The organism is Actinomadura sp. 6N118 (assembly GCF_044326415.1).
Lineage (GTDB): Bacteria > Actinomycetota > Actinomycetes > Streptosporangiales > Streptosporangiaceae > Spirillospora.
This window is the reverse complement of sequence record NZ_JBIRAZ010000024.1, coordinates 63,584-88,318: the sequence shown is the minus strand read 5'-3', so window position 1 is coordinate 88,318 and position 24,735 is coordinate 63,584. Positions and strand designations below refer to the sequence as shown.

Genomic DNA, 24,735 nt, shown 5'->3' with positions numbered 1-24,735 from the left:
CGGAGCGAGCATATGAACGCTGTCGAGGTGCGGGATCTGGTCAAGACCTTCGACGGACATCTGCGCGGCCGTCGCCGGAAGGACGACGACGTGCGCGCCCTGGCCGGGGTCAACCTCGCGGCCGAGCCGGGTGAATACCTGGTGTTGCTGGGCCCCTCGGGGTGCGGCAAGACCACCTTGCTGCGCACGATCGCCGGCCTGGAGCAGCCGACCGAGGGCGAGGTGCTGATCGGCGGCAACGTGGTCAACGGGTTGCCGCCGCGGATCCGCCAGGTCGCGATGGTGTTCCAGTCGTACGCGCTCTACCCGCACAAGTCGGTGCTCGACAACATCGTCTTCCCGTTGAAGGCCGAGAAGATGCCGCGCGGCATGCGGGAGCGCAGGGCCAAGGACGCGGCCGGGCGGCTGGGCATCGAGCCGCTGCTGGGCCGCAAGCCTCGGCAGCTGTCAGGCGGTGAACGGCAGCGGGTGGCGCTGGCGCGTGCCCTCGTCCGGGATCCGGCGGTGTTCCTGCTGGACGAGCCGCTGTCCAACCTGGACGCCAAGCTGCGCGCGACGGCGCGGGACGAGCTCAAGCAGTTCCAGGAGCAGATCGGGACGACGACGATCTACGTCACCCACGACCAGGCCGAGGCGATGGGGCTCGGCGACCGGATCGCGGTCCTGGAGAAGGGCCGCGTCCGCCAGATCGGGACGCCGGTGGAGGTGTACGACGACCCCGCCGACACGTTCGTGGCCACGTTCATCGGGTCGCCGCCGATGAACCTGGTGCGGCGCGACGACCGGCTGATCGGCTTCCGGCCCGAGCACCTGCTCCCGGCCGAGAACGTGCCGTACGACGCGCGCGTCACGATGCCGCTGCAGATCGAGCGGATGGAGTACCTGTCCGGCGACCGGCACGTGTACGGCACGGTGACCAGGCTCGGCGAGGAGACGCGGGTGATCGCCCGGCTGCCCGCGACGGTGACGACCCCGCTGTCGGCGGGCGAGACGCACGAGTTCGCTGTGGTGGCGGGGCGGCTGCGCTTCTTCGACGCCGCGGAGGGCGGCCGCACGCCGGCGGTGCCTGTCGGGAACGGGAGCGGCTCGTGACCCATGCGCGGATGCGGCGGGGCGGCCCGCCGGACAGTCCGCCGGACGGCAGGTTCCGGCCGGCGCGGCGGTCCAAGCCGGGGCTCGCCGACCGGGAGGGGTTTCTGGCCTGGGCGATGTTGCTGCCCTCGGTGGTCTACATCATCGCGCTGGTGGGCGTGCCGTTCCTGCTGGCCATCGCGTTCGCGTTCTCGGACGTGACGACCGGCGATCCCTCGTACGACTTCGTCGGGTCCCGCAACTTCGAGGCGATCTTCGACGACCGGGTGTTCTGGCGGTCGCTGGTCAACACGGTGGTCTTCACCGTGATCACCATGATCTTCATCGTGCTGCTGGGCAAGATCCTGGCCAACATCCTGGTGGCCGACTTCCGCGGCAAGTGGTTCGTGCGCTTCCTGGTGCTGCTGCCGTGGACGACGCCGGTGGCGCTGTCGACGATCTCGTGGTTGTGGTTCCTGGACTCGATCTACTCGCCGGTCGACTGGGTGCTCCGCCAGGTGGGCGTGATCGACACCAACGTGGTGTGGCTCGGGCGCCCCTCGACGGCGATGGTGTCGGTGATCGCAGTCCAGGTCTGGCGGCTCACCCCGCTGGCCGCGGTGATCGTGATGGCCGGGCTGGTGGCCATCCCGCGCGACATCGACGAGGCCGCCCGGATCGACGGGGCGGGCTTCTGGCGGCGGATGTTCGAGGTGACGATCCCGCTCACACTGCCGGTGATCGCGGTCGCGGGGTTGTTCGGCGCCATCATGACGTTCACCGACATGACCGTGTCGTACGTGCTGACGCGCGGCGGCCCCACGCACTCGACCGAAGTACTGGCGTCATGGGCCTACTTCCGCGGCATCGAGGGCGGCGACGTCGGCCAGGGCGCTGCGATCGCGCTGTTCCTCTTCCCGATCCTGCTCGCCGGCGCGGTCGCGATCTTGCGCGCCGTCCGTCGCTTGGAGTCGCAGTGACCAACACCCTCGTGACGAAGAACGGGGCGCAGCGGCAGACCGCGCAGGAGATGGCGCGGCTCCGGCGGCAGTACGCGATCCGGCATGTCCTCGCCCGGTGCGGTGTGTACGGTGCGGCGGTGCTGGCGTCGCTGGTGTGCGCCCTTCCGTTCCTGTGGAGCGTCGTCAGCGCGTTCAAGCAGAACCGCGACCTCTACAACCCCGAGAGCAGCCCGTTCCTCTTCAACGAGCCCGCCACGCCCGACCACGTGACGTTCCTGTTCACCGACACGCCGTTCCTCACGTTCGTGGTCAACACGCTCCTGGTCGGCGCCCTTGTCGTCGTGCTCACGCTCGCGCTGGCGCTGCCCGCCGCGTACTCCCTGGCGCGCCTCAACCGGCCGTGGGGCACCCCGATGGGCATCGCGATCTTTCTGGTCTATCTGGTGCCGCCGTCGCTGCTCTTCCTGTCCCTGACCCGCGTCGTGGTCGCGCTCGGCCTGGAGGACACGATCTGGTCGATGGTCGTCGTCTATCCGACGATCACCGTGCCGGTGTCGGTATGGCTGCTGATCGGGTTTCTGAAGGCCGTGCCGAAGGACGTCGAGGAGCAGGCGATGGTCGACGGCTACAGCCGGCTGGGCGCGTTCGGGCGGGCGGTCCTGCCGCTCGTCTTCCCCGGGATCGTCGCCGTCGTCGTCTTCAGCTTCACCCTGACGGCGAGCGAGTTCGTGTACGCGCTGGCGTTCGTGTCGGCGAGCCCGGAGATGGTCGTCAGCACGGGCGTGCCGACCCAGCTGATCCGCGGCGATGTCTTCTTCTGGCAGTCGCTCCAGGCCGCCACGGTGACCATGGCCGTCCCGATCGCGTTCCTGTTCAACCTCTTCCTCGATCGTTTCGTGACGGGCTTCACCATGGGCGCAGTGAAGACGTAGCGGTGAAGCCGTGAGGCTCCACTGATAGAGATGGGAGGGACAACGATCGTCTGACGAGGAGGTCGCCATGCCCGCCCCGCTTCCGCACGAGCATCTGCCCAAGGTGCCGCCATTCACCATCGAGAGCGACGACGTGACCCACGGCGAGCAGCTTTCGAACAGGCATGTCTTCAACGACTGGGGCTTCAGCGGCGAGAACCTCTCCCCGCACCTGCGCTGGTCGGGCTTCCCGGCGGAGACCAAGAGCTTCGCGGTGACCTGCTTCGACCCGGACGCGCCGACCGGCAGCGGCTTCTGGCACTGGGTGGCGTTCGACATCCCGGCCGACGTGACCGAGCTGCCCACGGGCGCCGGGTCGGAAGACTCCAAGACCGGGGTCCAGGCGCGCAACGACTACGGGATCAAGGCGTTCGGCGGCTCCGCCCCGCCGCCCGGGACGCCGCACCGTTACGTCTTCACGGTGCACGCACTGGACGTGGAGACGCTGGGCATCGACTCGGACGTCTCCCCTGCCGTGGCGGGCTTCAACATCACGGCCCACACCCTGGCCAGGGCCTCGATCGTCCCCGTGTACGGCCACTGACGCGTCCGGACCGGGCGCCTCGCTGGAGCGCGCCGGGCCACGGCGAGTCGCCGGTGTGGGTACGCCACCCCGGCCGACTCGCCGTGGCCCAACGGCCCTGTCAGATCTCGAACGGAAGCGGTCAGACCTCGAACGGGAAGCGGTCGGCGAAGGCCGGCTTGAGATCGTCCAGCCAGACGGCGTCCGGGTCGTACTTGGCGAAGAACGGCTTGCCCACCAGGTCGGCGTTGCGGGCCTGGATGAAGTGCAGGGCGAAGACCTTCTCGCCCATCAGATCCAGCACGCCGTCCACGCACACCTTGCCGGGGGTCGCCGACATGGACGGCCCTCGGACGGTGCGGGAGAGCCCCGACACGCCCTGGTAGGCGTCCCGGAAGATCTCGTACGCCCGTGCCAGCGGTACCGCGAAGTAGTCCTGCGGCCCGGTGTCACGCTCCACGAAGAAGTAGTACGGGACCATGCCCATCCGCGTCTGGGTACGCCACATGTCCTCCCAGACCGCCGGGTCGTCGTTGATCGTGCGGATCAGCGGCGCCTGGGTGCGGATGACCGCCCCGGTGTCGCGGATCCGGCGGACCGCCTCGGTGACGACCAGGGGCTCCAGCTCGCGCGGGTGCGTGAAGTGCGCCATGAACGCGAGGTTCTTGCCGGACTCGACGACCTGCTCGAACAGCTGCAGCATGGAGTCGGCGTCCGGGTCGGTCACGAACTTCTGCGGCCAGTAGGCCAGCGACTTGGTGCCGATGCGGATCGACTCCAGCTGCTCCAGGTCGAGCAGCGGCTCGACGTAGCGGCGGAGCACCGTCTCACCCATGATCATGGCGTCGCCGCCAGTGAACAGGACGCTGGTCACCTCGGGGTGCGCGAGCACGTAGTCGCGCAGTTGCTGGGTGTCGTCACCGGCCATCTTGAGGTCGGCCTCGCCGACGAACTGCGCCCAGCGGAAGCAGTAGGTGCAGTACGCGTGGCAGGTCTGCCCCTGCTTGGGGAAGTACAGCACGGTCTCGTCGTACTTGTGCTGCAGGCCGGGGATCTTGCCGTCCCCGAAGCTCGGGATGTTGAGCTCCATCTGCCCGGCCGGATGCGGGTTGAGCTTCATCCGGACGGCGCGTGCCGCCGCCTCAACCTCGGCTTTGGGGGCCTCCCTGCGGAGAAGGTCCGAGAGGTGCGCGACGTCTTCGGCGGGGAGCATGTCCTCCATGGGGAAGACCAGCCGATAGATCGGGTCTTCGGGTGCCGCCGACCAGTCGATGAGCTCATCGATCACGTACTGGTTGGTCCGAAACGGCAGGACTGTCGCCACCGCCCGGGTCGCGAGCCGCTGTTCGGGCGACAGACCAGCACGAGCGGTGAGCTCGTCGAGATGCTTCGCCGTGAAGGCGCGGAACTTGCGACCAGTGGATCGCACTGCGGGAGCCGCGTCGTTCACCAAAGTCACGTGTTGGTACTCCTTGAAAGTCAGCGGGGGAAAACGCGCGCCGGGGCGCGTCGTCACGGACAGTGATCAATGAGTCCCGATTCACCCCCATTGAAGCGTTTGATCCACCTTCATGACGAATAGGTACCCCCTCCAGGGTACAAAGAAGCTGGTCAAGCCCGAGCCAGACAAACCGCCTGAGACGGGGGTCTCGGCAGTCCACCGCTAGTACAACGATTACGGCACGTGAAAGTGGCGCCCCGGTCACGTCCTTATGCTGACTACAGAAATACTGGTAGTGGATGGCACGGGCCGTACGGGGCGAGGGGGGACGGGGTGAAGCCGGAGCCGCGCGACGACGCGCCGGGAGCGGTGCCGGCTTTTGCCGTGGTCCTCGCCACCGTCGCCGCGATCACCTACTCGACCTTCCTGCTGGAACATCTCCTCAGCCCCGACCTGGACGTCATCAACGGCTATGTGAGCGAGCTCTCGGCCGTTGACCAGCCGTTCCACCAGGTCTACAGCGCCGGGGACTTCGTCACCGGGGTGCTCTCGATCACGGTCGCCGGCACCTGCCTGCTGACCCTGCCGCGGCGCCCCTGGTCCACCCTCGGCTGGACGTTCCTCGGTCTCTTCGGGGTGTGCGCCATCGGCGACGCGGTCTTCCCGCTCGACTGCGCGCCCAGCCTGGAGACGTGGTGTTCGCTCCGGGAACGATCAGAGAACGTCTCGTTCTCCCACCAGTTCCACGCCGTCACCAGCAGCATGGTGATCGCCTTCGGGGTGGCGGCGCTGCTCACCCTGTCGATCGCGGCTCGCCGGTACGGCTGGTGGCCCGTCCTCGCGCGCTGGGGCTGGTTGCTGGCGCTCGCGGAGACCGCGTTCGCGCTCAGCACGGTCCTGGCAATGCTCCTCGGCCGCTGGCTGGGCATCATCCAGCGCGTTCAGATCAGCATTCTGGTCCTCGGGCTCGTCACCATCGCCTGGGCCCTGTACGACGACCGGCGGCGGCTCCGCCGGTCCGCCCCCGGTGACCGGCCCGAACGGGAGACGACACGCCTATGACCCCCCGGATCACCCTGGAGAACGTCGACGGTGAGCAGGTCCATCTGGTCACGAGCGGCCCGGCTGACGGGCCGCCGCTGCTGCTGAGCAGCGGGCTCGGCGGGGCGTGGTTCGACTGGCAGCCGTCCGTCGACCTGCTGGAGGGCCGCTGCCGGGTCCACAACTTCGACCGTCCCGGGCTCGGGCTGAGCCCGCTGGCGGCCAGCCCGCCCAGTCTGCGCCGCGAGGTCGCGATCCTGGCCGGGCTCGCCGAAAGGGCACTCGCCGAAAGTGCAGGGGTGCCGGTGACCGTCGTGGCCCACTCGATGGCCGGATTCCACGCGGAGGCGCTCGCCCGGCTCCACCCTGAGCTCGTCAGGGGGCTCGTGCTCGTGGATCCGAGTTGTGAGCGCGACCCTCGTGCCCGATTCCGGCTCACGGCCATGGTCGACCCGGCGGCCAAGGCGCTGGGAGCCGCGCTGGGATTCACCCGGCTGTCGAAGATCGTCGGCCCGGCGGGGCGGCGGCTGGTCATGCGGTGCACGAGTGACCGCGGCGAGCCCGTCCCGGCCGAGACCGTCCGTTCGGTGTACGGGCGGGGCACGGTGATCGGCACGGTCCTCTCCGAGGAGTTCGCCTACCGGGAGATGGCCGAGGATCTCGACCGGCTGCGCGAGCGCCGGCCGTTCCCCGCGATCCCGCTGGTCGTGCTGACCGCGCTCGGCGATCCCGGCCAGTCGGAGGACGAGCGCGAGAAATGGCGCGAGGGGCACCGCCGCCTCGCCGAAATGAGCCCGTACGGCAGCCACGTGGTGCTCCCGGGCGCCCGGCACATGGTGCATCTGGACCGGCCCGAGGCTGTCGCTGACGCCGTGACCGCGGTGCTCGACGGTCCAGGTCCGCCCACCCGGGAGAGCGTGCGGGAGGGGGCGTGAAGGCCCTCCGCGCAGGCCTGATGGCCGCGCTGCTCGTCTGCACGCTGAGCGGCTGCGAGCTCATGCAGCGGATCTCCGACGGCGCGTACCGCAACGCGGTCGGCGACGGCACCGTCGCCGAGCTCCAGAAGCGGGGGATCCGGCTGGCCGGCCGCCCCTCGTGCGAGTTGCCGGCGACCGGCGACGAATCGCTCGTCCGGGTGCGGTGCACGGGCCGGACCACCACCGGCGTCCCGGTCGTGGTGTCCGGCGAGGCCACCCAGGCCGACACCGACCACCCGCGCGAGCAGTACGTGATCACGGTCGGCGGCAAGCCGGTGGTCGACCAGGATTGCCTGGGGCTGGGCTGCTCTCCCGCATCCTCGTGATCGGGCAACGGTTTCACCCGGTCCGTGGAAAACCCGCCCGGCGCTACGCCTGCGCCCGGTCGGCGGCGGTGACGCTACGCGTGTGAACGCCGCTATGAAAGACAACGCCCCAGACAACACTGCAGACAATGTCGCTGGCATGGCCGACCGGCTGAAGGTCGCCGTCAAGGACAATCAGGTGAAGGCCATTGCGCTCGGCGTCGTCGCCCTCGCCCTCGTCCTGATCGGAGTGGCCGCTGCCATCGTCTACGCGACCTTCATCGACACTAAGGAGCTCCGCTACCAGACACAGGCGAAGCTGCTGAACTCGACGAAGACCACCGCGGACGCTGAGCTTCGGAGCCGGGGTGTGACCCTCAGTACCGCGCTGAACTGTACGCACATGCCCGGTTGGACCAACGCCAAGTTGCGCGTGGCCTGCACCGGAACCACGGCTGACAAGAAGGCCGTCCAGGTCCTGGCCTCCGGCGAGCGCAAGAAGCAAGAGCACTACTACACGATCCTGGTGGACGGCCGTCCCATCGTGGAGAACGCGCACTGCCTCGGTCCCGACTGCCGGAAGCAGAACTGAACCGCCGGATCATCGCGGGACCAGGCGAGGTTCCGCTGTCGGGACGGGTAAAGGGACGCCATACGATGCGATGAGCTGCACTCTTGCGGCCGTCGTGATCCCTTGATCCACCAGGAGGCCCATGACCGGCAAAGGCGAGTCGCGCGCGGCGCCGGCTCGGCCCGCGCCGATCGCGGTCGACACCATGGGCGGCGACCACGCCCCGGAGGAGATCATTGCCGGGGCGGTGGCGGCGGTCCGCGACCACGGCGTCCGGCTCGTGCTGGTCGGGCAGGCCCCGCGGATCCGCCGTGAACTGGACCGATTCGGCATCTCCGGCGAGATCCCGATCGTTCACGCCGAGGAGTCCCTGGACATGGGCGAGGGTGCGCTGGCGAGCTGGCGCAAGCCCCGTTCGTCGGTCGCGATCGCATGCCACCTGATCAAGCAGGGGCGCGCGTCCGCACTGGTGTCGGCGGGCTCCACCGCCGGGGTCGTGGCCACCGCACGGCTGCGGCTCAAGAGCCAGCAAAGCGTGATGCGCCCGGCGATCGCTGTGACCTTGCCCACTCGGCCGAGGCCCACCGTGCTGCTGGACGCCGGGGCGACCTCCGACGTCAAGGCAGAGACGCTCGTGCAGTTCGCGGCGCTCGGCACCGCGTACGCCCAGATCCGGCTGGGGCTGGCACGCCCGACGGTGGGCCTGCTCAACATCGGCGCCGAGCCGGGCAAGGGTGACAAGGTCACCAAGAACGCGCACGAACTGCTGGCGAACGGCCGGCACGGCATCCGCTTCGCCGGGAACGTCGAGGGCCACGACCTGCTGCGGAGCGTGGTGGACGTGGTGGTCACCGACGGCTTCACCGGCAACGTGGCCCTCAAGACCATGGAGGGCTCGGTCCGGATGGCCCTCGCGGAGGTCCGCGAGGCCATGACCGGGAGCCGCACCGCCAAGCTGGGCAGCTTCCTCCAGCGCCGCCAGCTCACCGACCTGCGTGACCGGCTCGACTCCGAGACCTACGGCGGCGGGGTGCTGCTCGGCCTGAACGGCACGGTCGTCATCGCGCACGGCGCCTCCCGCGCCCGCGCCATCTCCTCGGCCTGCGCGCTCGCGTACGAACTGGCCACCGGCCGGATCGTCGATCGCATCAGGGACCAGGTCGCGGCCACCCGTACGCCATCCCGGCTGGGCCGCCTGATCCATGTCGACCGTGATGGTGGCGGCGAGAAGGCTGTCGACCGTGATGGTGGCGGCGAGAAGGCTGAGGAAGCCGTCGACAAGGCCCCGGACGACTCTGCCGGCACGGCCCCGGACAAGCCTGCCGAGCAGCCCTCCGAGGATCGGCCGCACGACGCGGCGAACACGCCGCCTGACGCGGCCGAAATAGGTCCCACCCGGAGCGAGCCCCCCGCCGCCACCTAGCCTGGGGTTGTCCTCAAGGATCTTGGGGAATGCTGCATCCCACTGGGGGCGAAGTGACGGGTGTACAGCAGGGTCCCGCGCGGGGGCTGACCGTGGCGGAGGTCCGCGAGCGTGTTGCGGCGAACCAGACCAACGACGTGCCGCGCCGGTCCAGCCGGTCGGTGGCCGAGATCCTCCGGGCGAACGTGTTCACCCGGTTCAACGCGCTCATCGGCACGTTGTTCGTTCTGGTCTTGGTCTTCGGCCAGTGGCAGGACGGGTTGTTCGGCGGGGTCATCATCGCCAACTCCGCGATCGGCGTGATCCAGGAACTGCGCGCCAAGCGCACGCTGGACAAGCTCGCCGTCGTGGGCGAGACACCGGTCAAGGTCATGCGGGACGGCTCGCTCGCCGAGCTCGAGCAGCAGGACGTCGTGCTGGACGACCTGATCGTGCTCGGTTCCGGCGACAAGATCGTGGTGGACGGGACGGTCGCCGCGTCGCACGGGCTGGAGGTCGACGAGTCGCTGCTCACCGGCGAGGCCGACGCGGTGCAGAAGGCGCCCGGCGACGAGGTCAAGTCCGGCAGCTTCGTGGTGGCGGGCGGCGGCACGTTCACCGCCGAGAAGGTCGGCCGCGAGGCCTACGCGGCGCGGCTGGTCGAGGAGGCCAGCAGGTTCTCGCTGTCGCACTCGGAGCTGATGTCGGGCATCAACCGGTTCCTCAAGTACGTCACATGGCTGATCATCCCCACCGCGATCCTGCTCTTCATCAGCCAGTTCCGTACCTCCATCGGCTTCGGCGAAGCGATCGTGGGCGCGGTGGCCGGCGTGGTCACGATGATCCCCGAGGGGCTGGTGCTGATGACCAGCATCGCCTTCGCGGTCGGCGTGGTGCGGCTCGGGCATCGCCAGTGCCTGGTGCAGGAACTGCCCGCGATCGAGGGCCTGGCCCGGGTCGACGTGTTGTGCGTCGACAAGACCGGCACGCTCACCGAGCCCGGCATGGACCTGGACGAGGTCATCGTCCTCGACAAGGACCTGCCCGCCCGCCAGGCGCTGGCGGCCACCGCGGGCGGCGACCCCGATCCCAACGCGACCATGCGGGCCGTCAAGGAGGGCCTGGACGAGCACGATCCGGGCTGGCCGATCAGCGAGACGGTCCCGTTCTCCTCGGCCCGCAAATGGAGCGGCGCCGCGTTCGACGGTCAGGGCTCCTGGGTCGTCGGCGCAGCCGACGTGCTGTTGGATCCCGGCGACTCCCACCGGCAGCAGGCGGAGCGGCTCGGCTCGACCGGCCTGCGCGTCCTGGTCCTCGCCCGCGTGCCCGACGGTTCCTTCACCGCCCCCGAACGCCTGGACGTGACCGCCAGTGCCGAGCCTGCCGCGCTGGTCGTGTTGCGGCAGCGGATTCGCGCCGAGGCTCCGAAGACGCTGGAGTACTTCGCCGAGCAGGGCGTCGCCGTCAAGGTCATCTCCGGCGACAACCCGGCCTCGGTAGGCGCCATCGCCCGTTCCCTGAACCTGCCGAAGGCCGAGCATCCCGTGGACGCCCGCTCGCTCCCGGACGACATCGAGGCCATGGCGCAGACGCTGGAGGACAACTCGGTGTTCGGCCGGGTCGACCCCCAGCAGAAGCGCGCCATGGTCAAGGCGCTCCAGTCGCGCGGCCACACGGTCGCGATGACCGGCGACGGAGTCAACGACGTGCTCGCGCTCAAGGACGCCGACCTCGGCGTGTCGATGGGCTCGGGCAGTGGCGCCACCCGGGGCGTGGCGCAGATCGTCCTCCTGGACAACAGCTTCGCGACGCTGCCGTACGTGGTCGGCGAGGGCCGCCGGGTGCTGGGCAACATCGAACGCGTCGCCAACCTGTTCCTCACCAAGACGGTCTACTCGATCATCCTCGCCGTGCTGGTCGGGCTGATGCATGTGCGCTTCCCGTTCCTGCCCCGGCATCTCACCCTGATCAGCAGCCTGACCATCGGCATCCCCGCGTTCTTCCTGGCGCTGGCGCCCAACCTGGAGCGGGCCCGGTCCGGCTTCGTCCCCCGGGTGCTGCGCTTCGCGGTGCCCGCCGGGGTCGCGTGCGGCATCGCCACGTTCGCCGGGTACTACCTGGCCAGCGAGTACACCAGCAGCCCGTTCTCCACGAACAGCTCCACCGCCACGCTAGCCCTCTTCTTCCTGACCATCTGGGTGCTGGCTCTGATCGCCCGTCCCTGGAACTGGTGGCGGCTGGGCCTGGTGGTCGCGATGAGCATGGCGTTCCTGGTCGTCCTCGCGGTCCCGTGGCTGCGCGACTTCTTCGCGCTGCGGCCCGAATACCTCCGCAACGATCTGGTCGCGCTCGGGATCGCCGCCGGCGCCGCCGTCCTGCTCACCTTCGCGCTGCGCTGGGACAAATGGTTGACGAGGCTCCGCAACTCTTCCGGTCCACACAACGGGAAAAGCAATACCTGATCACCGTTGCGTCCCCGATAACCTTGGGCCATGCCCGATCCGCAACTCGCACTCACCGCCCGGGTCCGGGAGGCACTGACCGCCGCCTTCGGACCGTCGTACGCCGGCACCGACCCGGTCATCCGGCCGTCGCAGTTCGCCGACCTGCAGGCCAACGTGGCCATGTCGCTGGTCAAGCCGCTGACCGCGGAGCGAGGCGAGAAGCAGAACCCGCGAAACATCGCGAACGAGATCGTGGCGAAGCTGGACAAGGGCGACCTGATCGGCAAGGTCGAGGTCAGCGGTCCCGGATTCATCAACCTCACGCTGCGGGACGACTGGATCGCCGGGCAGGCCCAGCAGGCGCTGGCCGACCCGCGGCTCGCGGTGCCCAAGACGGAGGCCCCGCAGCGCATCGTCGTCGAGTACTCCTCGCCCAACGTGGCCAAGGAGATGCACGTCGGGCACCTGCGCACCACGATCGTCGGTGACGCGATCGCCCGGATCCTGGGCTTCCTGGGCCACGAGGTGATCAAGGACAACCACGTCGGCGACTGGGGCACCCCGTTCGGCATGCTGATCGAGCACCTGCTCGACATCGGTGAGGAGAAGGCCGCCGACGACGACTCCTCTGTCAGCGACCTGACCGCCTTCTACCAGGCCGCGCGGCAGAAGTTCGACAGCGACGACGAGTTCGCCGACCGCGCCCGCAAGCGGGTCGTGCTGCTCCAGGCGCACGACCCCGAGACGTTGCGGCTCTGGCAGGTCCTGGTGGACGTGTCCAAGCGCTACTTCAACACCGTCTACGGGCGGCTGGGCGTCACGCTCACCGACGACGACATCAAGGGCGAGAGCTTCTACAACGACCTGCTCGCCCCCACGGTCCAGGAACTCGAGGACAAGGGCATCGCGGTCGTCAGCGACGGCGCGCTGTGCGCGTTCCCGCCCGGCTTCACCGGGCGCGAGGGCGAGCCGCTGCCGGTGATCATCCGCAAGAGCGACGGCGGCTACAACTACTCCACCTCCGACCTGGCGACCATCCGCTACCGGGTCGACACCGAGCACGTCCACCGCATGATCTACGTGGTGGGCGCGCCGCAGGCCCTGCACTTCCAGATGGTCTTCGCGGTCGCCCGGATGGCCGGCTGGCTGGGCGACGACGTCAGGGCCGAGCACGCCCAGATCGGCAACGTGCTGGGCACCGACGGCAAGATCCTGCGCACCCGGGCAGGCGGCACCGTCAAGCTCGCCGAGCTGCTGGGCGAGGCCGTCGAACGGGCCGGTGAACGGTTCGACGCGATCGAGCACCAGGACGACTTCGACGCCGCGACCCGCGACGAGATCGTGGAAAAGGTCGGCATCGGCGCCGTGAAGTACGCCGACCTGTCGGTGTCGCTCGACAGCGAGTACATCTTCGACATCGACCGGATGACCTTGTTCAACGGCAAGACCGGTCCGTACCTCCAGTACGCCACCGTCCGGATCCGCTCGATCTTCCGCAAGGGCGGGGCCGACCCGGAGAAGGCGACCGGCCCGATCAAGATCGGACATGAGGCCGAGCGCGCGCTGGCCCTCAAGCTCCTGGACTTCGGCAGCGTCGTCGAACAGTCCGGCGAGCTGAGCGAGCCGCACCGCCTGGCGAGCTATCTGTTCGAGCTGGCCCAGGCCTACACGTTGTTCTTCGAGAACTGCCCGGTGCTCAAGGCGCCCGACGAGGAGACCAAGGAGTCCCGGTTGGCGCTGTGCGCGGCCACGTTGACCACGCTGACCACGGGGCTCGACCTGCTGGGCATCCCGGTGCCCGGGCGGATGTAGAGGCGGACGGCACGGCTGAGAGCACAACGGAGCATCCGGCCGAGAGTCCGGAGCACCCGGCGGAGAACAACTACGGAGAGCCGGTCTCGGAGCGTTCCGGGACCGGCTCTCTCGTGTGTGCGGGTCTACTGCAGGTAGCCCTCGACCTCGCCCGGCGGGCGGACTTCGGCCTTGTCAGGGTCCTCGCCCGCGTCGAGACGGGCCCTGCGCTGCCTGAGGAGGTCCCAGCACTGGTCCAGGGCCACCTCCAGCTGTTGCAGCCGCCTGCGTTCCTCTTCACCAGTGAGCTCACCACGCTGGTGGAGCTCGCGCAGCTTGTGCTCCTCGGCCACGTAGTCGTTGATGTTCGACAGGATCGTGCCGTCGTCCATGAACCCTCCGCTCCCTCGAAAATCCGGCAGAGCCCCGTCCCAATGTAGAGAAGGGGCTCCGTCGCCGGCTCCCCGGCCGTCAACCGCGGGAAGCGTCGTCGTCGCCGGTCACGCCGGACAGGAAGCCGCCGGTGCCGGTGGACGAGTGCTGCATCGAGCCCATGTCGGTCTTCGGCTCGACGATGGCCGTGGACGAGGCCTCCGAGGGTTCCGAGGGCTCCGGCTTGCGGGTGGTCGCCCGTTTCGACGCGGCCGTGGCCTTGCGCGCCGTCACCGACCGCGCGGGTGCCTTCTTGGCCGCGGACGTGGTCGCTTTCTTGGCGGTCGCCTTGCGCCCGGTCGTGGACTTCCGCGCCGTGCTCTTCCGTGCCGTCGTGGGCTCGCCTGCGGCGGTGGACTTCTTGGCCGCCGACGCGGCCTTGCGACCCGTGGTCGCCTTGCGGGCGGTCGTCTTGCGCGCCGTCGTCTTCTTGGCGGTCGCCTTCTTCGCGGTCGCCTTCCGGGCCGTGGTCGCCTTCCGGGTCCCTGCGGCCCGGCCGGCCGCGGTCGTCTTCTTGGCCGCCGTCGTGGCCTTCCGGCCAGCGGGCGCCTTCCGGGCCGTGCCCGATGTCCGCTGGGCCGTGGACACGGCCTTGGCAGCGGTGCTCATCGCCTTGGCTGCGTCGTTCATCGCCTTGGTGGCGGTGGTCATCGCCTTGGTCATGGCAGTCATGGCCTTGACCGACGCCGTGGCCTTGGTCGTCGCCGACTTCATCTGCTTGGCGGCGGACGAGGCCTTGGTGGCGGCGGTCTTCGCCTTGGTCGCCATCGCCGAGGACGTCCGGCCGGTGGTGGCGGTGCTGCGGGACGCCGTCTTCCTCGCGGCGGTCGTGCCCCTCCTGCCCGTGGTGGACTTTCTGGCGGTCGTCGCCCTGCCGGTGGTCGACTTGCGGGCCGCGGAAGCAGACTTCCGAGGCGTGGTCGACCTCGTGGCAGTGGACCTCTTGGCAGCCGCCGTCTTGGCAGTGGACTTCTTGGCGGTGCCCTTGGCAGCCGTCGAGCGTTTGACCGTGGTACGCGGCGCCGTGGTCTTCGCAGCGGCGCTGACGCGCTTGCCGGCCGACTTCCTGGTGGCCGATTTGCGCGCGGTGGTCTTCCTCGTGGCTGAGCTTTTCGCGCGACTAGCCGTACCTCGGCTGGACGTCGCGCGCTCTGCAGTCTTGGTAGGCACTGATCTCCCCCCCGTGTGATCAGTTACGGGGAGATCTATTCCACATTTGTTGACGCTCTACACACACACTGTTACTTCATCAGGTACTTCATCAGGTCAGACGCCCACCGGATGCCATACCGTCTTGGTCTCCAGGAAGGCGGTCATACGGCCTGTTCCGGGCTCTGCGGACCAGTCGGTCACGCCCGGTCGCAGGACCCGCTTGAGATTTTCAGCGGCGGCCTCTTCCAGGGCTCTGACGTTGTCTCGTGCCACTCCGGCGAGGTCGATGGCGTTCACGTCCATGTGCGCGGCGAGCCACGGCGCGAGCTCGTCGCGGCGGCCGGTCAGCAGGTTGACGACGCCGCCGGGAAGGTCCGACGTCGCCAGCACTTCGGCGAACGTGATCGACGGCAGTGGCGACGGCTCGGAGGCGATGACGACGCACGTGTTGCCCGACACGATCGCCGGGGCGACGACCGACACGAGACCGAGCAGCGGGGAGTCCGGGGCGACGACGCCGACGACGCCGGTCGGCTCCGGCGTGGAGAAGTTGAAGAACGGTCCGGCGACCGGGTTGGCGGAGCCGCCGACCGCGCCGAGCTTGTCCGCCCATCCCGCGTACCAGACCCAGCGGTCGATCGCGGCGTCCACCTCGGCGTTCGCCGCCGCCTTGGCCAGCCCGGCGGCGCGCAGTTCCTCGACGAACTGCGCCCGGCGGCCCTCCAGCATCTCGGCGATGCGGTAGAGGATCTGACCCCGGTTGTAGGGGGTGCGCCCGGCCCAGCCGCCGAACGCCTTGCGGGCGGCGGTCACCGCGTCCCGCACGTCCTTGCGGGACGCCTGGGAGGCGTTGGCGAGGAAGGTGCCCTTGCCGTCGTTCACCACGTACGACCTGCCGGACTCGGACCGGGGGAACGCGCCCCCGATGAACAGCTTGTAGGTCTTGCGCACGGCGAGCCGCTCAGATCGTTCAGTGCGTTCAGACATCGAGGTAGGCCTCCAGTCCGTGCCGGCCGCCCTCACGGCCGTAGCCGGACTCCTTGTAGCCGCCGAACGGCGACGCTGGGTCGAACTTGTTGAACGTGTTGGCCCAGACGACGCCCGCGCGCAGGCGTTCGGCCATCCACAGGATGCGGGAGCCCTTCTCGGTCCAGACCCCGGCCGACAGCCCGTACGGCGTGTTGTTGGCCTTCTCGACGGCCTCGGCGGGCGTACGGAAGGTCAGCACCGACAACACCGGCCCGAAGATCTCCTCGCGGGCGATGCGGTGCGACTGGGCGACGTCGGTGAAGATCGTCGGGGCGAACCAGAATCCGCGCTGCGGCAGTTCGCACGGCGGCGACCAGCGGCCGGCGCCCTCCTGCTCGCCGATCTCCGACAACATCCGGATCTTTTCCAGCTGGGCACCAGAGTTGATCGCGCCGATGTCGGTGTTCTTGTCGAGCGGGTCGCCGACGCGCAGCGTGGCCATCCGCCGCTTGAGCCGGTCGAGCAACTCCTCCGCGACCGACTCCTGGACGAGGAGGCGCGACCCGGCGCAGCACACATGGCCCTGGTTGAAGAAGATCCCGTTGACGATGCCCTCGATGGCCTGGTCCAGCGGCGCGTCGTCGAAGATCACGTTGGCGGCCTTGCCGCCGAGCTCCAGCGTCAGCTTCTTGTCGGTGCCGGCTGCGGCCCGCGCGATCTGCTTGCCCACCTCGGTGGAACCGGTGAACGCGACCTTGTCGATGGCCGCGTGCTCGACCAGCAGCCGGCCGGTCTCCCCCGCGCCGGTGATGATGTTGACGACGCCCGGCGGCAGGTCGGCCTGGCGGCAGATCTCGGCGAACGCCAGCGCGGTCAGCGGCGTGGTCTCGGCGGGCTTGAGCACCACCGTGTTGCCGCACGCCAGCGCCGGGGCGATCTTCCAGGCGAGCATCAGCAGCGGGAAGTTCCACGGGATGACCTGACCGGCCACGCCGAGCGGCTTGGGATCCGGCCCGAAGCCCGCATGGGAGAGTTTGTCGGCCCAGCCCGCGTAGTAGAAGAAGTGCGCGGCGACCAGCGGCAGGTCGACGTCCCGCGACTCGCGGATCGGCTTGCCGTTGTCGATCGACTCCAGCACGGCCAGCTCACGCGACCGCTCCTGGATGATCCGCGCGATCCGGTAGAGGTACTTGGCCCGCTCGCGGCCCGGCATCGGGCCCCACACCTTGTCGTGGGCGCGCCGGGCGGCGGCCACCGCCCGGTCCACGTCCGCGGCGTCGGCGGCGGCGATCTCGGCGAGCGGCTCCTCGTTCGACGGGTCGATGCTCTTGAACGGCTCGCCGTGCCCGTCGCGGAACTCGCCATCGATGAACAGCCCGTACGAGGGCCTGATGTCGACGACGGCCCGCGACTCGGGTGCCGGCGCGTACTCGAAGTCCATGATCAGCCAGTCCAGTCAGTCGAGCGTGAAGTAGTCGGGGCCGGAGTAGACACCGGTGGCCAGCTTGCGGCGCTGCATGAGGAGATCATTCAGCAGGCTGGAGGCACCGAGGCGGAACCACTCCGGGGTGAGCCAGTCCGATCCGGCCGTCTCGTTGACCAGCACCAGGTACTTGATCGCGTCCTTGGTGGTGCGGATGCCGCCCGCGGGCTTGACCCCGACCATGCGCCCGGTCTCGTCCCGGAAGTCGCGTACCGCCTCCAGCATGACCAGCGTCACCGGCAGCGTGGCGGCCGGGGAGATCTTGCCGGTGGAGGTCTTGATGAAGTCGGCACCCGCCCGCATGGCGAGCCAGGAGGCGCGCCGCACGTTGTCGTAGGTGACGAGCTCGCCGGTCTCGAAGATCACCTTGAGGTGCGCGCCGTGCCCGTCGTTGACCGCGCCGGCGCAGGCCTCCTTGGTCGCGACGATCTCGTCGTGCACCTTGAGGTAGTCGCCGGCCAGGAACGCGCCGCGGTCGATCACCATGTCGATCTCGGTGGCGCCCGCCTCGACCGCCGCCCGCGTGTCGGCCAGCTTGGCCTCCATCGGCGCCCGCCCCGAAGGGAACGCGGTGGCCACGCTCGCCACCCCGACCCCGGAGCCTTGGAGGGCCCCGACCGCCGTGGGGACCATGTCCGGATAGACGCAGATGGCCGCCACCTTGGGCACGTCCGGATCACCGGGATCGGGCTGCATGCCCTTGGCGCACAGGGCGCGCACCTTCCCGGGCGTGTCCGCGCCCTCCAGCGTGGTGAGGTCGACCATGGTGATCGCCAGGTCGATGGCCTGGGCCTTGGCCGACGTCTTGATCGAACGCGTGGCGAGCCGCGCGGCCCGCTCCTCCGCCCCGACCTGGTCGACGCCTGGCAGCCCGTGCAGGAAGGCGCGCAGCTCAGTGGCGCTCACAAGAGTCTCCGTTGACACGCCCCCAGCATCGCGTACGCCCGGCACCTGCACAAAACGGCCAGGGAGTGCAAAAATTCTACAGGTCGTCTATCTTGGTCGGGAAATTCAAACCTGCGTGCCGCCCAATGGTGGGACGGCCCCGCACACTTCCCCACACGCCTCCGGCGTGGACCGTGTAGAGGAGCCCGCTGCGCCATGGCAGACGACCCGGTGCACCCGCAGATCGACACCACCGTGCCGCACTCCGCCCGGATCTGGAACTACTGGCTCGGCGGCAAGGACAACTATCCCGTAGATCGCGAAGCCGGGGACGCCTATGTCCAGGTCTATCCGGGCATCGTGGACGTCGCCCGCGTGAGCAGGCACTTCCTCGCCCGCGCAGTCCGTTACCTGGCCGGTGAGGCGGGCATCCGGCAGTTCCTCGACGTCGGCACCGGGCTTCCGACGGTCGACAACACCCATGAGGTCGCCCAGCGGGTGGCCCCCGAGTCGCACATCGTCTACGTCGACAACGACCCCCTCGTGCTCGTCCACGCGCACGCCCTGCTGACCAGTTCGGCTCAGGGCGCGACGAGCTACATCGAGGCCGACATGCGCGAACCCAAGGAGATCCTGCGCCTCGCCAAGGAGAAGCTCGACTTCGAGCGTCCCATCGCCCTGATGCTCATGGGCGTGCTCGGCCACATCCAGACGTACGAGGAAGTCCTGTCCATCATCCGGGGCCTGATGAGCGGGCTCCCGGAGGGCAGCTACCTGGCCCTGTACGACGACACCGACACCGACGACGCGCACAACAAGGCCCAGCAGGAGTACGACGACACCGGCGCGGTGCCCTACCGGCTGCGCCCGCCGGAGCAGATCATCGGCTACTTCGACGGTTTCGACCTCGTCGAGCCGGGCGTGGTGGCCTGCGAGTCGTGGCGCCCCGAACCCACTCCGTTCGATGACATCACCAAGACGTCCACCCTGTGCGGCGTCGCGCGTAAACGCTGAGCGAAGAGGTCCCAGCTGAGGTTGTCTCACCGCGTGGTGGATGTCAGTCTTGACCGGGGTTCGGCGTCGCTTGTGATTTTCGGGAGTGGGAGTGGGCACCGAACGTGTCATGGACGTGCCGCCCAGTGCGCTGACGCACGGGCGAGCGGGACCGACCGTGCTGCGGTTGGTCGTGGGCGCGCAGCTGAGACGGCTGCGCGAGCTCTGCGGCATCTCCGCCGAGCAAGCGGCGTACGAGATCCGCGGCTCCGCGTCGAAAATCAGCCGGATGGAGCTGGGCCGGGTCCGGTTCAAGGACCGTGACGTCTCCGACCTGCTGACGTTGTACGGCGTGACCGAGCTGGCCGACCGGCTGCCGTTGCTGGAGATGGCGCAGCAGGCGAGCGCGCCGGGCTGGTGGCAGCCCTACAGCGACCTCGTGCCACCGTGGTTCGAGGCGTATCTCGGGCTGGAGCAGGGCGCCAGCATGATCCGCTGCTACGAGGTCCAGTTCGTGCCGGGTCTGTTGCAGACCGAGGCCTATGCCCATGCTGTGGTCCGGCTCGGCATGCCGAGCGCGTCCACCAACGAGATCGAACGCCGCGTCGAGCTGCGGATGGCGCGCCACCAGGTGCTCACCCGGCCCGACCCGCTGCGGTTCTGGGCCGTGCTCGACGAGGCTGCGATCCGCCGGCCGTTCGGCGACCGCGCGACCATGCGGGCCCAGCTGAAGCAGCTCATCGCCTTCAACGAGCTGCCGCACGTCACCGTGCAGATCAGCCCGTTCAGCGCGGGCGGCCACGGTGCGGGCGGCCCGATCAGCATTCTCCGGCTGCCCGCCGCCGACCTGCCCGACGTGGTCTACCTGGAGCAGCTCACCAACGCGTTCTATCCCGACAAGCCGGCCGACATCTTCCACTACACCGACGTGATGAACCGGCTCGCCGTCCAGTCGGCCCCGGCCTCCGCCACACCCAAGATCCTTCAGAACATCCTCGACGAGCTGTGATCCTGCCGGGAGGCCTTCAAGCCCCGCGCGGCGTCGCGGTCGGCCGGACGCCCTAGCGTCTTCGTCTAGAGCAGCCCGTGGTCATGGGCGTAGATCGCGGCCTGGGTACGGTCTCGCAGCCCGAGCCGCGCCAGGATGCTGGAGACGTGATTCTTGACCGTGCCCTCACTCACATAGAGACGGGCCGCGATCTCGCGATTGGTGGCACCAGCCGCGATCAGCCGGATCACATCCAGCTCACGGCGGGTGAGCGCAACGTCTGATCTGGGCACGTCCCGGACGGCTCCGAGCAGCCGCCCAGTAATGGCCGGAGCGAACTGATCGACTCCCGCATGCACCATGCGCACCGCCTGCGCCAGCTCAGCCGCAGGCAGATCCTTCAGCAGGTAGCCACTGGCACCGCCACGCAACGCGGCGACCACGTACTCCTCATCGTCGAACGTGGTCAGCATCAAGATCCGGCACTCTGGCAACCTGCCCCGTAGCAGCGAAGTGGCCTCCACACCGTCCATCACCGGCATGCGCACGTCCATGAGCACGACGTCGGGGGTGAGCGCGAGAGCCCGTTCGACCGCCTCCCGCCCGTCCTCCGCCACCCCCACCACGACCACCCCGGGCTGCAGCCCCAGCAGCGAGGCGACGCCTTCGCGGATCAGCCGCTGGTCATCGGCGACGAGCACCCGGACGTCGCTCATCGCGATCCAGGCACGGTGGCGGTCACCCGCGTACCCTCACCGGGCGCGCTGTCGATCCGAAGCGAGCCGCCCACAAGCTCCAGGCGCTCCCGCATCCCCCGCACGCCGAACCCCTCAACCTGGGACTCGAAGCCCTTGCCGTCATCCTCGACCACCAGACGCGCCTCCCGCCTCCCCAGCTCGACCTCCACGCTCACACGCTCCGCGCAGGCATGGCGATGCGCGTTGGTGAGGCTCTCCTGAGCGGCGTGGTAGAGCACCGGCAAGGCCGGCCCATCAAGCACCGACTCATCCCCCCGGATATCGAGCGTCACGGCCGTGCCGAACCGCCCGACCAGCGCGGCCAGTGCCGCCGCCAGCGAGAACTGCCCGTGCGCCCGGAGCGTCCCCACCGACCGCCGGACGTCCTCCAAAGCGAGCCGGGCGGACTCCCGCGCGTCCGTAAGTGCCTGGTCGGCCGCTTCCGGATCGATGCTTCGAAAGGCCGCCGACTTCTCCAGCTGAACGGAGATCACGGTCAGATGGTGACCCACGTTGTCGTGAATGTCTCGCGCGATTCGATTGCGTTCGGCAGCCGCAGCCAGCGCCGCCGCCTGCTCGGCGTGCCGGTGGGCGACCGCAGCCATCGCGATCGCGAAGACGAGCCCGATCACGAACATCAGCAGATCCGAGACGGCCTCGGTGTCCTCGTACCACCCAGACCGCGTTGAGAGCGCCCCCATCACCCCGGCAAGGCACAGCGCAGCCAGCCCATAACCCGCCCTGCGGCCGAGGACGAAATAGCCGATGAACGGAATGAGCAACAACAGCGCACGCCCCATACCTGAGCAATCCAGGAGGGCCACCACCACATAGAGCCCACCCCGCAACGCCAGCATCGGACCCGCCGGCCCCCAACGCGTCACTTCGAGCACCACCAGCGACAGCAGCGCCCCAGCAAATCCCGCCGTGCGCAGACCAGCCGGGCACAACCCGGCAATCGCTGAATACAGTCCCGCCACCAGAACCGTGACGTAAAGAAAGATCGCCAACCACGAGGCCATGCGCGGCATGCGCCCAGATTAAGAGCCTGAACCACCCACCGATACAAACCAGCGGCGATATTGGCCAAAGGTCATGGGTGCTCAGGCCTCAGATGACACCGGCCCACCGGCCACCTGGTCGCCAGAGCAGGAATCGTCTGGCTAGCCCTAGCCCTCCGGTCAACCCGCGAACCCGCCTACGCCTGAACTCCCCCATACGGGGGAACCGGTCGCCTCCCCAGGGGGGAGGTGACCCACCCTCACCCCCACGAAGATCAATCGCATGATCCCCACGCCGATCCGCCTAGCCGCCCACCTGGCCGCCCTGACCACCCTCCCGTCCGGCCTATGGCGCATCGGCGTGGTCTTGGGCGGACCATCCGGGTACACCGAAGAAGGCCTCCGCGAAATCTGTCCTCCCGGCATCTGGGGACCGACGTACCTGATCCTCCTCAGCCTCCTGACCGAGGCCGCCGCGCTACTCACCTTGGGCCTGATCCAGCCATGGGGCGAAGTGGTCCCCCGCTGGATCCCGTTCGTCGGAGGCAGGAACATCCCGCCCCGCGCAGTCCTGATCCCAGCCTGGACGGGAGTCGCGATCCTCGCGTTCCTCTGGACGCCGTTCGCCGCCTGGTGGGCGATGCCACACGACAACATGACCGCGACCGGGCACCTAGTGGTCGGCTTCCTCTACCTGCCCCTGGTGGCCTGGGCGCCCCTCCTAGCCGCCGTAGCCCTCCACTACCAGCGCCGCCACCGCAAGGTGAACCACACCGTCGGCCTGAATGCATGGGGGGTAGCATGCGGCGATGGATTGGAGCGCCTTCGAGACGGCATGGCATGACAGCGGATGCCGCATCCTGTCCGACCTCGCAGCGGCTTATCCAGGCGAACGGCTGTACGCCGCAGCCTTCCATCTCTTTTACAGCGACGACGTCCAGATCCTCCCGCCTGCCCTGGCCGCCAACACTGAGGCAGCGGTGCACAAGAACCATGGGGACTCGACACGGTTCGTCCCACCGGAGTGGCGGTGGGACGTCCTGGACGCCGCGAGCGATGCGATGTCGCCCTGGTACCACCGTCTCGTTGAGGAGTACCTGGCACCCGCCACCACCGAGGCCGAACAGGACGCGGCAATGAACACGCTCGAGTCGGCGCACGATAGCGCGATGGCCGGTGTCTGCAAGGCGATGACCACGACAGCGCGCCGGGGCGGCATCCACGGCTCACTTCCGCCTGGATTCATCGTCGTCATCCTCGAAGGGCAACGCGGGGATGAAGAAGCCAGTCTGATCCGGGAGAGCGTGGACCCGCAGGTGCTGCCGACAGTCCCCGAACTGGCCGAGTATCTGCGGCAACTTGAGGAGAGGTAACCTCCGGCCGGCTGCGGTTACAGGAGCCAACCTGCCTTCAAGACCCCAGTGCTCTCACGATGCCAGCAAGGCTTCCAGTTTCGGAACGCCGGGACCGGCGAGAAGCGGAAGGGCGGCTCGACGGCCAGTGATGAGGAGCAGGATCGCCGAGATCGGGCCCTTGACCAGGAGGCCTTCGCCTGCCGTCCAGGCGTGATCGGTCGCGACGAGTTCAATGCCCTGCAGCCTGCGTTCCGCCCGGAAGGGCCAGAGGTCGGGCCAGACGCGGGACGCGGCGGCGGCAGCCGCCTCGGTCGGCATGGGGCGAGTGCGCGAGAGCGGGATGGCGATGTCCTGGCCATGCACGAGGACGTCGATGAGCGGCTCCATCTCTGAGATCCCGGGCGCCTTCGCGCGAGAGCCGACCATGGCGCGGAGCTTGGGCGCGAAGCTGTCGACGGGAAGTTTGCCCTCACGCAACGCGGTGTCGCGGATCATGCGGTTGACGTTGCCGCGAGCACGGAGCAACGCGAGGCCGGCTGTGCCCATGCCGGTGTGGGCGAGCGTGAGGTGGGCGGCGACGTCGCGTACGCGCCAGTCGGTGCAGAGCGACGGGGTCTCCCACTCGTGGTCGGCCAGGTCGTCGAAGAGATCGGCCAGGCTGCGCCGCTGGTCGTCGATCGCTCGCCATACATCGTCACGGTCCATGACGACCCCCAGTTTGGTACGATTCTCTTACTAATATTGGTCAGCGAGACTGTCTAATGTCAAGGGGATGGATGAGCGACGACCCCAACCTGGGACTGCTGTGCTTCATCGCCTACCGGGCCATGGAGACCCGCGTGATGGAGGCGTTGGTCGCGGCGGGGTTCGACGATGTGACGGTGGCGCAGGGCCGGGTCTTCGCCCGGATCGGGCCGGACGGCACGCGGGTCACCGAGCTGGCCGAGCAGGCGCAGATCACCAAGCAGACGGCGGGGTTCCTCGTCGATCAGCTGGAACGGGCGGGCTACGTGCACCGGGTGCCCGACCCCGCCGACGCACGAGCACGTTTGGTGCAAATCGCCCCACGCGGAGAGGCCGCCGTCAAGGTCGCGCGGGCGGCGGAAGCCGAGGTGGAGGCCGAATGGACCCGGCACCTGGGCAAGCAGGGCGCGACGCAGTTGCGCCGCGCCCTCACCAAGCTCCGCGAAGTCACCGACCCGTACCAGTGATCGCTTGTCACCCATCCAAACTGGGCATGA

General features: G+C 68.9%; 25 protein-coding genes and 1 pseudogene. 17 read left to right on the top strand and 9 right to left on the bottom strand.

Annotation, left to right across the window (positions count from 1 at the left end; all coding sequences use genetic code 11):
• Positions 1 to 12: 12 nt before the first annotated feature.
• From ACH34W_RS44005 to ACH34W_RS43990, 4 genes are all read left to right on the top strand, one after another.
• Positions 13 to 1,092 carry an ABC transporter ATP-binding protein gene (locus ACH34W_RS44005; RefSeq protein WP_395967179.1) on the top strand — a complete coding sequence of 360 codons (1,080 nt, stop codon included), beginning with the start codon at positions 13 to 15 and terminating at the stop codon, positions 1,090 to 1,092.
• Positions 1,089 to 2,051, top strand: a complete 963-nt coding sequence (locus tag ACH34W_RS44000; RefSeq protein ID WP_395967178.1) for a carbohydrate ABC transporter permease — start codon at positions 1,089 to 1,091, stop codon at positions 2,049 to 2,051. Before ACH34W_RS44005 ends, ACH34W_RS44000 begins: the two co-directional genes overlap by 4 nt.
• A complete protein-coding gene (locus ACH34W_RS43995; RefSeq protein ID WP_395967177.1) occupies positions 2,048 to 2,965 on the top strand; it encodes a carbohydrate ABC transporter permease in 918 nt (305 codons plus the stop codon). The genes ACH34W_RS44000 and ACH34W_RS43995 overlap by 4 nt, the downstream gene beginning before the upstream one ends.
• Positions 2,966 to 3,032: 67 nt before the next feature.
• The gene (locus ACH34W_RS43990) at positions 3,033 to 3,548 is read left to right on the top strand and encodes a YbhB/YbcL family Raf kinase inhibitor-like protein (protein WP_395967176.1); all 516 of its coding nucleotides are present in this window, start codon (positions 3,033 to 3,035) and stop codon (positions 3,546 to 3,548) included.
• Positions 3,549 to 3,669: 121 nt separating this feature from the next.
• Here ACH34W_RS43990 and ACH34W_RS43985 read toward each other — a convergent pair whose 3' ends face one another.
• Positions 3,670 to 4,986, bottom strand: coding sequence for a KamA family radical SAM protein (locus ACH34W_RS43985; RefSeq protein ID WP_395967175.1), 1,317 nt, complete (start codon positions 4,984 to 4,986; stop codon positions 3,670 to 3,672).
• Between the two features lie 315 nt (positions 4,987 to 5,301).
• Here ACH34W_RS43985 and ACH34W_RS43980 point away from each other — a divergent pair, with 315 nt between their 5' ends.
• The 7 genes and pseudogenes from ACH34W_RS43980 to argS all read left to right on the top strand — a co-directional run bounded on the left by ACH34W_RS43980 (position 5,302) and on the right by argS (position 13,520).
• Positions 5,302 to 6,030 (top strand): DUF998 domain-containing protein, encoded by a 729-nt coding sequence (locus ACH34W_RS43980; protein WP_395967174.1) that lies wholly within the window; start codon positions 5,302 to 5,304, stop codon positions 6,028 to 6,030.
• Complete coding sequence (locus tag ACH34W_RS43975) at positions 6,027 to 6,944, top strand: alpha/beta fold hydrolase (protein WP_395967173.1); 918 nt, start codon at positions 6,027 to 6,029, stop codon at positions 6,942 to 6,944. The genes ACH34W_RS43980 and ACH34W_RS43975 overlap by 4 nt, the downstream gene beginning before the upstream one ends.
• The gene (locus ACH34W_RS43970; RefSeq protein ID WP_395967172.1) at positions 6,941 to 7,312 is read left to right on the top strand and encodes a hypothetical protein; all 372 of its coding nucleotides are present in this window, start codon (positions 6,941 to 6,943) and stop codon (positions 7,310 to 7,312) included. The genes ACH34W_RS43975 and ACH34W_RS43970 overlap by 4 nt, the downstream gene beginning before the upstream one ends.
• Before the next feature lie 139 nt (positions 7,313 to 7,451).
• Positions 7,452 to 7,883 carry a hypothetical protein gene (locus ACH34W_RS43965; RefSeq protein ID WP_395967171.1) on the top strand — a complete coding sequence of 144 codons (432 nt, stop codon included), beginning with the start codon at positions 7,452 to 7,454 and terminating at the stop codon, positions 7,881 to 7,883.
• Between the two features lie 121 nt (positions 7,884 to 8,004).
• Positions 8,005 to 9,060: pseudogene (gene plsX / locus ACH34W_RS43960) on the top strand (phosphate acyltransferase PlsX); the annotation flags it as partial.
• A gap of 254 nt (positions 9,061 to 9,314) precedes the next feature.
• Positions 9,315 to 11,726, top strand: coding sequence for an HAD-IC family P-type ATPase (locus ACH34W_RS43955; RefSeq protein ID WP_395967170.1), 2,412 nt, complete (start codon positions 9,315 to 9,317; stop codon positions 11,724 to 11,726).
• Positions 11,727 to 11,756: 30 nt separating this feature from the next.
• Positions 11,757 to 13,520: an arginine--tRNA ligase gene (gene argS, locus ACH34W_RS43950; RefSeq protein ID WP_395967169.1), complete on the top strand. Its 1,764-nt coding sequence runs from the start codon at positions 11,757 to 11,759 to the stop codon at positions 13,518 to 13,520.
• Between the two features lie 125 nt (positions 13,521 to 13,645).
• Here argS and ACH34W_RS43945 read toward each other — a convergent pair whose 3' ends face one another.
• Complete coding sequence (locus tag ACH34W_RS43945; protein ID WP_395967168.1) at positions 13,646 to 13,891, bottom strand: DUF2630 family protein; 246 nt, start codon at positions 13,889 to 13,891, stop codon at positions 13,646 to 13,648.
• A 79-nt stretch (positions 13,892 to 13,970) separates the two neighbouring features.
• Positions 13,971 to 14,594, bottom strand: coding sequence for a hypothetical protein (locus ACH34W_RS43940; RefSeq protein ID WP_395967167.1), 624 nt, complete (start codon positions 14,592 to 14,594; stop codon positions 13,971 to 13,973).
• Here ACH34W_RS43940 and ACH34W_RS43935 point away from each other — a divergent pair.
• Positions 14,569 to 15,120: a hypothetical protein gene (locus ACH34W_RS43935; RefSeq protein ID WP_395967166.1), complete on the top strand. Its 552-nt coding sequence runs from the start codon at positions 14,569 to 14,571 to the stop codon at positions 15,118 to 15,120. The two genes, ACH34W_RS43940 and ACH34W_RS43935, sit on opposite strands and share 26 nt — an antisense overlap.
• A gap of 77 nt (positions 15,121 to 15,197) precedes the next feature.
• On the opposite strand, the gene ACH34W_RS43930 is transcribed toward ACH34W_RS43935, so the two are convergent.
• The 3 genes from ACH34W_RS43930 to deoC are packed head-to-tail and all read right to left on the bottom strand — an operon-like array spanning position 15,198 to position 18,459.
• Entirely contained in the window at positions 15,198 to 16,070 is an 873-nt protein-coding gene (locus ACH34W_RS43930) for an aldehyde dehydrogenase family protein (RefSeq protein WP_395967165.1), read from the bottom strand.
• A complete protein-coding gene (locus ACH34W_RS43925; protein ID WP_395967164.1) occupies positions 16,063 to 17,493 on the bottom strand; it encodes an aldehyde dehydrogenase family protein in 1,431 nt (476 codons plus the stop codon). The genes ACH34W_RS43930 and ACH34W_RS43925 overlap by 8 nt, the downstream gene beginning before the upstream one ends.
• Before the next feature lie 15 nt (positions 17,494 to 17,508).
• Positions 17,509 to 18,459 (bottom strand): deoxyribose-phosphate aldolase, encoded by a 951-nt coding sequence (deoC, locus tag ACH34W_RS43920; protein ID WP_395967163.1) that lies wholly within the window; start codon positions 18,457 to 18,459, stop codon positions 17,509 to 17,511.
• A 177-nt stretch (positions 18,460 to 18,636) separates the two neighbouring features.
• On the opposite strand from deoC, the gene ACH34W_RS43915 reads away from it, so the two are divergent.
• Both ACH34W_RS43915 and ACH34W_RS43910 read left to right on the top strand, forming a co-directional pair.
• Positions 18,637 to 19,434 (top strand): SAM-dependent methyltransferase, encoded by a 798-nt coding sequence (locus tag ACH34W_RS43915; protein ID WP_395967162.1) that lies wholly within the window; start codon positions 18,637 to 18,639, stop codon positions 19,432 to 19,434.
• 91 nt (positions 19,435 to 19,525) lie between these two features.
• Complete coding sequence (locus tag ACH34W_RS43910; RefSeq protein WP_395967161.1) at positions 19,526 to 20,422, top strand: helix-turn-helix domain-containing protein; 897 nt, start codon at positions 19,526 to 19,528, stop codon at positions 20,420 to 20,422.
• 65 nt (positions 20,423 to 20,487) lie between these two features.
• Here the strand turns inward: ACH34W_RS43910 and ACH34W_RS43905 are convergent, their stop codons facing one another.
• Complete coding sequence (locus tag ACH34W_RS43905; protein WP_395967160.1) at positions 20,488 to 21,117, bottom strand: response regulator; 630 nt, start codon at positions 21,115 to 21,117, stop codon at positions 20,488 to 20,490.
• Positions 21,114 to 22,169: a sensor histidine kinase gene (locus ACH34W_RS43900; RefSeq protein WP_395967159.1), complete on the bottom strand. Its 1,056-nt coding sequence runs from the start codon at positions 22,167 to 22,169 to the stop codon at positions 21,114 to 21,116. Before ACH34W_RS43900 ends, ACH34W_RS43905 begins: the two co-directional genes overlap by 4 nt.
• Positions 22,170 to 22,422: 253 nt before the next feature.
• Here ACH34W_RS43900 and ACH34W_RS43895 point away from each other — a divergent pair, with 253 nt between their 5' ends.
• Positions 22,423 to 22,983, top strand: coding sequence for a hypothetical protein (locus tag ACH34W_RS43895; protein ID WP_395967158.1), 561 nt, complete (start codon positions 22,423 to 22,425; stop codon positions 22,981 to 22,983).
• Positions 22,949 to 23,512, top strand: coding sequence for a DUF4303 domain-containing protein (locus ACH34W_RS43890; protein ID WP_395967157.1), 564 nt, complete (start codon positions 22,949 to 22,951; stop codon positions 23,510 to 23,512). The genes ACH34W_RS43895 and ACH34W_RS43890 overlap by 35 nt, the downstream gene beginning before the upstream one ends.
• A gap of 54 nt (positions 23,513 to 23,566) precedes the next feature.
• On the opposite strand, the gene ACH34W_RS43885 is transcribed toward ACH34W_RS43890, so the two are convergent.
• Positions 23,567 to 24,199 carry a maleylpyruvate isomerase family mycothiol-dependent enzyme gene (locus ACH34W_RS43885; RefSeq protein ID WP_395967156.1) on the bottom strand — a complete coding sequence of 211 codons (633 nt, stop codon included), beginning with the start codon at positions 24,197 to 24,199 and terminating at the stop codon, positions 23,567 to 23,569.
• 71 nt (positions 24,200 to 24,270) lie between these two features.
• On the opposite strand from ACH34W_RS43885, the gene ACH34W_RS43880 reads away from it, so the two are divergent.
• Positions 24,271 to 24,705 carry a MarR family winged helix-turn-helix transcriptional regulator gene (locus ACH34W_RS43880; protein WP_395967155.1) on the top strand — a complete coding sequence of 145 codons (435 nt, stop codon included), beginning with the start codon at positions 24,271 to 24,273 and terminating at the stop codon, positions 24,703 to 24,705.
• The last annotated feature ends 30 nt before the right edge of the window (positions 24,706 to 24,735 follow it).

Bases quoted from the DNA above. Each gene is read 5' to 3' on its own strand.
- ACH34W_RS44005 (WP_395967179.1), top strand. From the start codon at position 13: ATGAACGCTGTCGAGGTGCGGGATCTGGTCAAGACCTTCGACGGACAT.
- ACH34W_RS43990 (WP_395967176.1), top strand. From the start codon at position 3,033: ATGCCCGCCCCGCTTCCGCACGAGCATCTGCCCAAGGTGCCGCCATTC.
- ACH34W_RS43975 (WP_395967173.1), top strand. From the start codon at position 6,027: ATGACCCCCCGGATCACCCTGGAGAACGTCGACGGTGAGCAGGTCCAT.
- ACH34W_RS43965 (WP_395967171.1), top strand. From the start codon at position 7,452: ATGGCCGACCGGCTGAAGGTCGCCGTCAAGGACAATCAGGTGAAGGCC.
- ACH34W_RS43955 (WP_395967170.1), top strand. From the start codon at position 9,315: ATGCTGCATCCCACTGGGGGCGAAGTGACGGGTGTACAGCAGGGTCCC.
- argS (WP_395967169.1), top strand. From the start codon at position 11,757: ATGCCCGATCCGCAACTCGCACTCACCGCCCGGGTCCGGGAGGCACTG.
- ACH34W_RS43945 (WP_395967168.1), bottom strand. From the start codon at position 13,891: ATGGACGACGGCACGATCCTGTCGAACATCAACGACTACGTGGCCGAG.
- ACH34W_RS43940 (WP_395967167.1), bottom strand. From the start codon at position 14,594: ATGACCAAGGCGATGACCACCGCCACCAAGGCGATGAACGACGCAGCC.
- ACH34W_RS43930 (WP_395967165.1), bottom strand. From the start codon at position 16,070: ATGTCTGAACGCACTGAACGATCTGAGCGGCTCGCCGTGCGCAAGACC.
- ACH34W_RS43925 (WP_395967164.1), bottom strand. From the start codon at position 17,493: ATGGACTTCGAGTACGCGCCGGCACCCGAGTCGCGGGCCGTCGTCGAC.
- ACH34W_RS43915 (WP_395967162.1), top strand. From the start codon at position 18,637: ATGGCAGACGACCCGGTGCACCCGCAGATCGACACCACCGTGCCGCAC.
- ACH34W_RS43905 (WP_395967160.1), bottom strand. From the start codon at position 21,117: ATGAGCGACGTCCGGGTGCTCGTCGCCGATGACCAGCGGCTGATCCGC.
- ACH34W_RS43900 (WP_395967159.1), bottom strand. From the start codon at position 22,169: ATGCCGCGCATGGCCTCGTGGTTGGCGATCTTTCTTTACGTCACGGTT.
- ACH34W_RS43895 (WP_395967158.1), top strand. From the start codon at position 22,423: ATGATCCCCACGCCGATCCGCCTAGCCGCCCACCTGGCCGCCCTGACC.
- ACH34W_RS43890 (WP_395967157.1), top strand. From the start codon at position 22,949: ATGGATTGGAGCGCCTTCGAGACGGCATGGCATGACAGCGGATGCCGC.
- ACH34W_RS43885 (WP_395967156.1), bottom strand. From the start codon at position 24,199: ATGGACCGTGACGATGTATGGCGAGCGATCGACGACCAGCGGCGCAGC.
- ACH34W_RS43880 (WP_395967155.1), top strand. From the start codon at position 24,271: ATGAGCGACGACCCCAACCTGGGACTGCTGTGCTTCATCGCCTACCGG.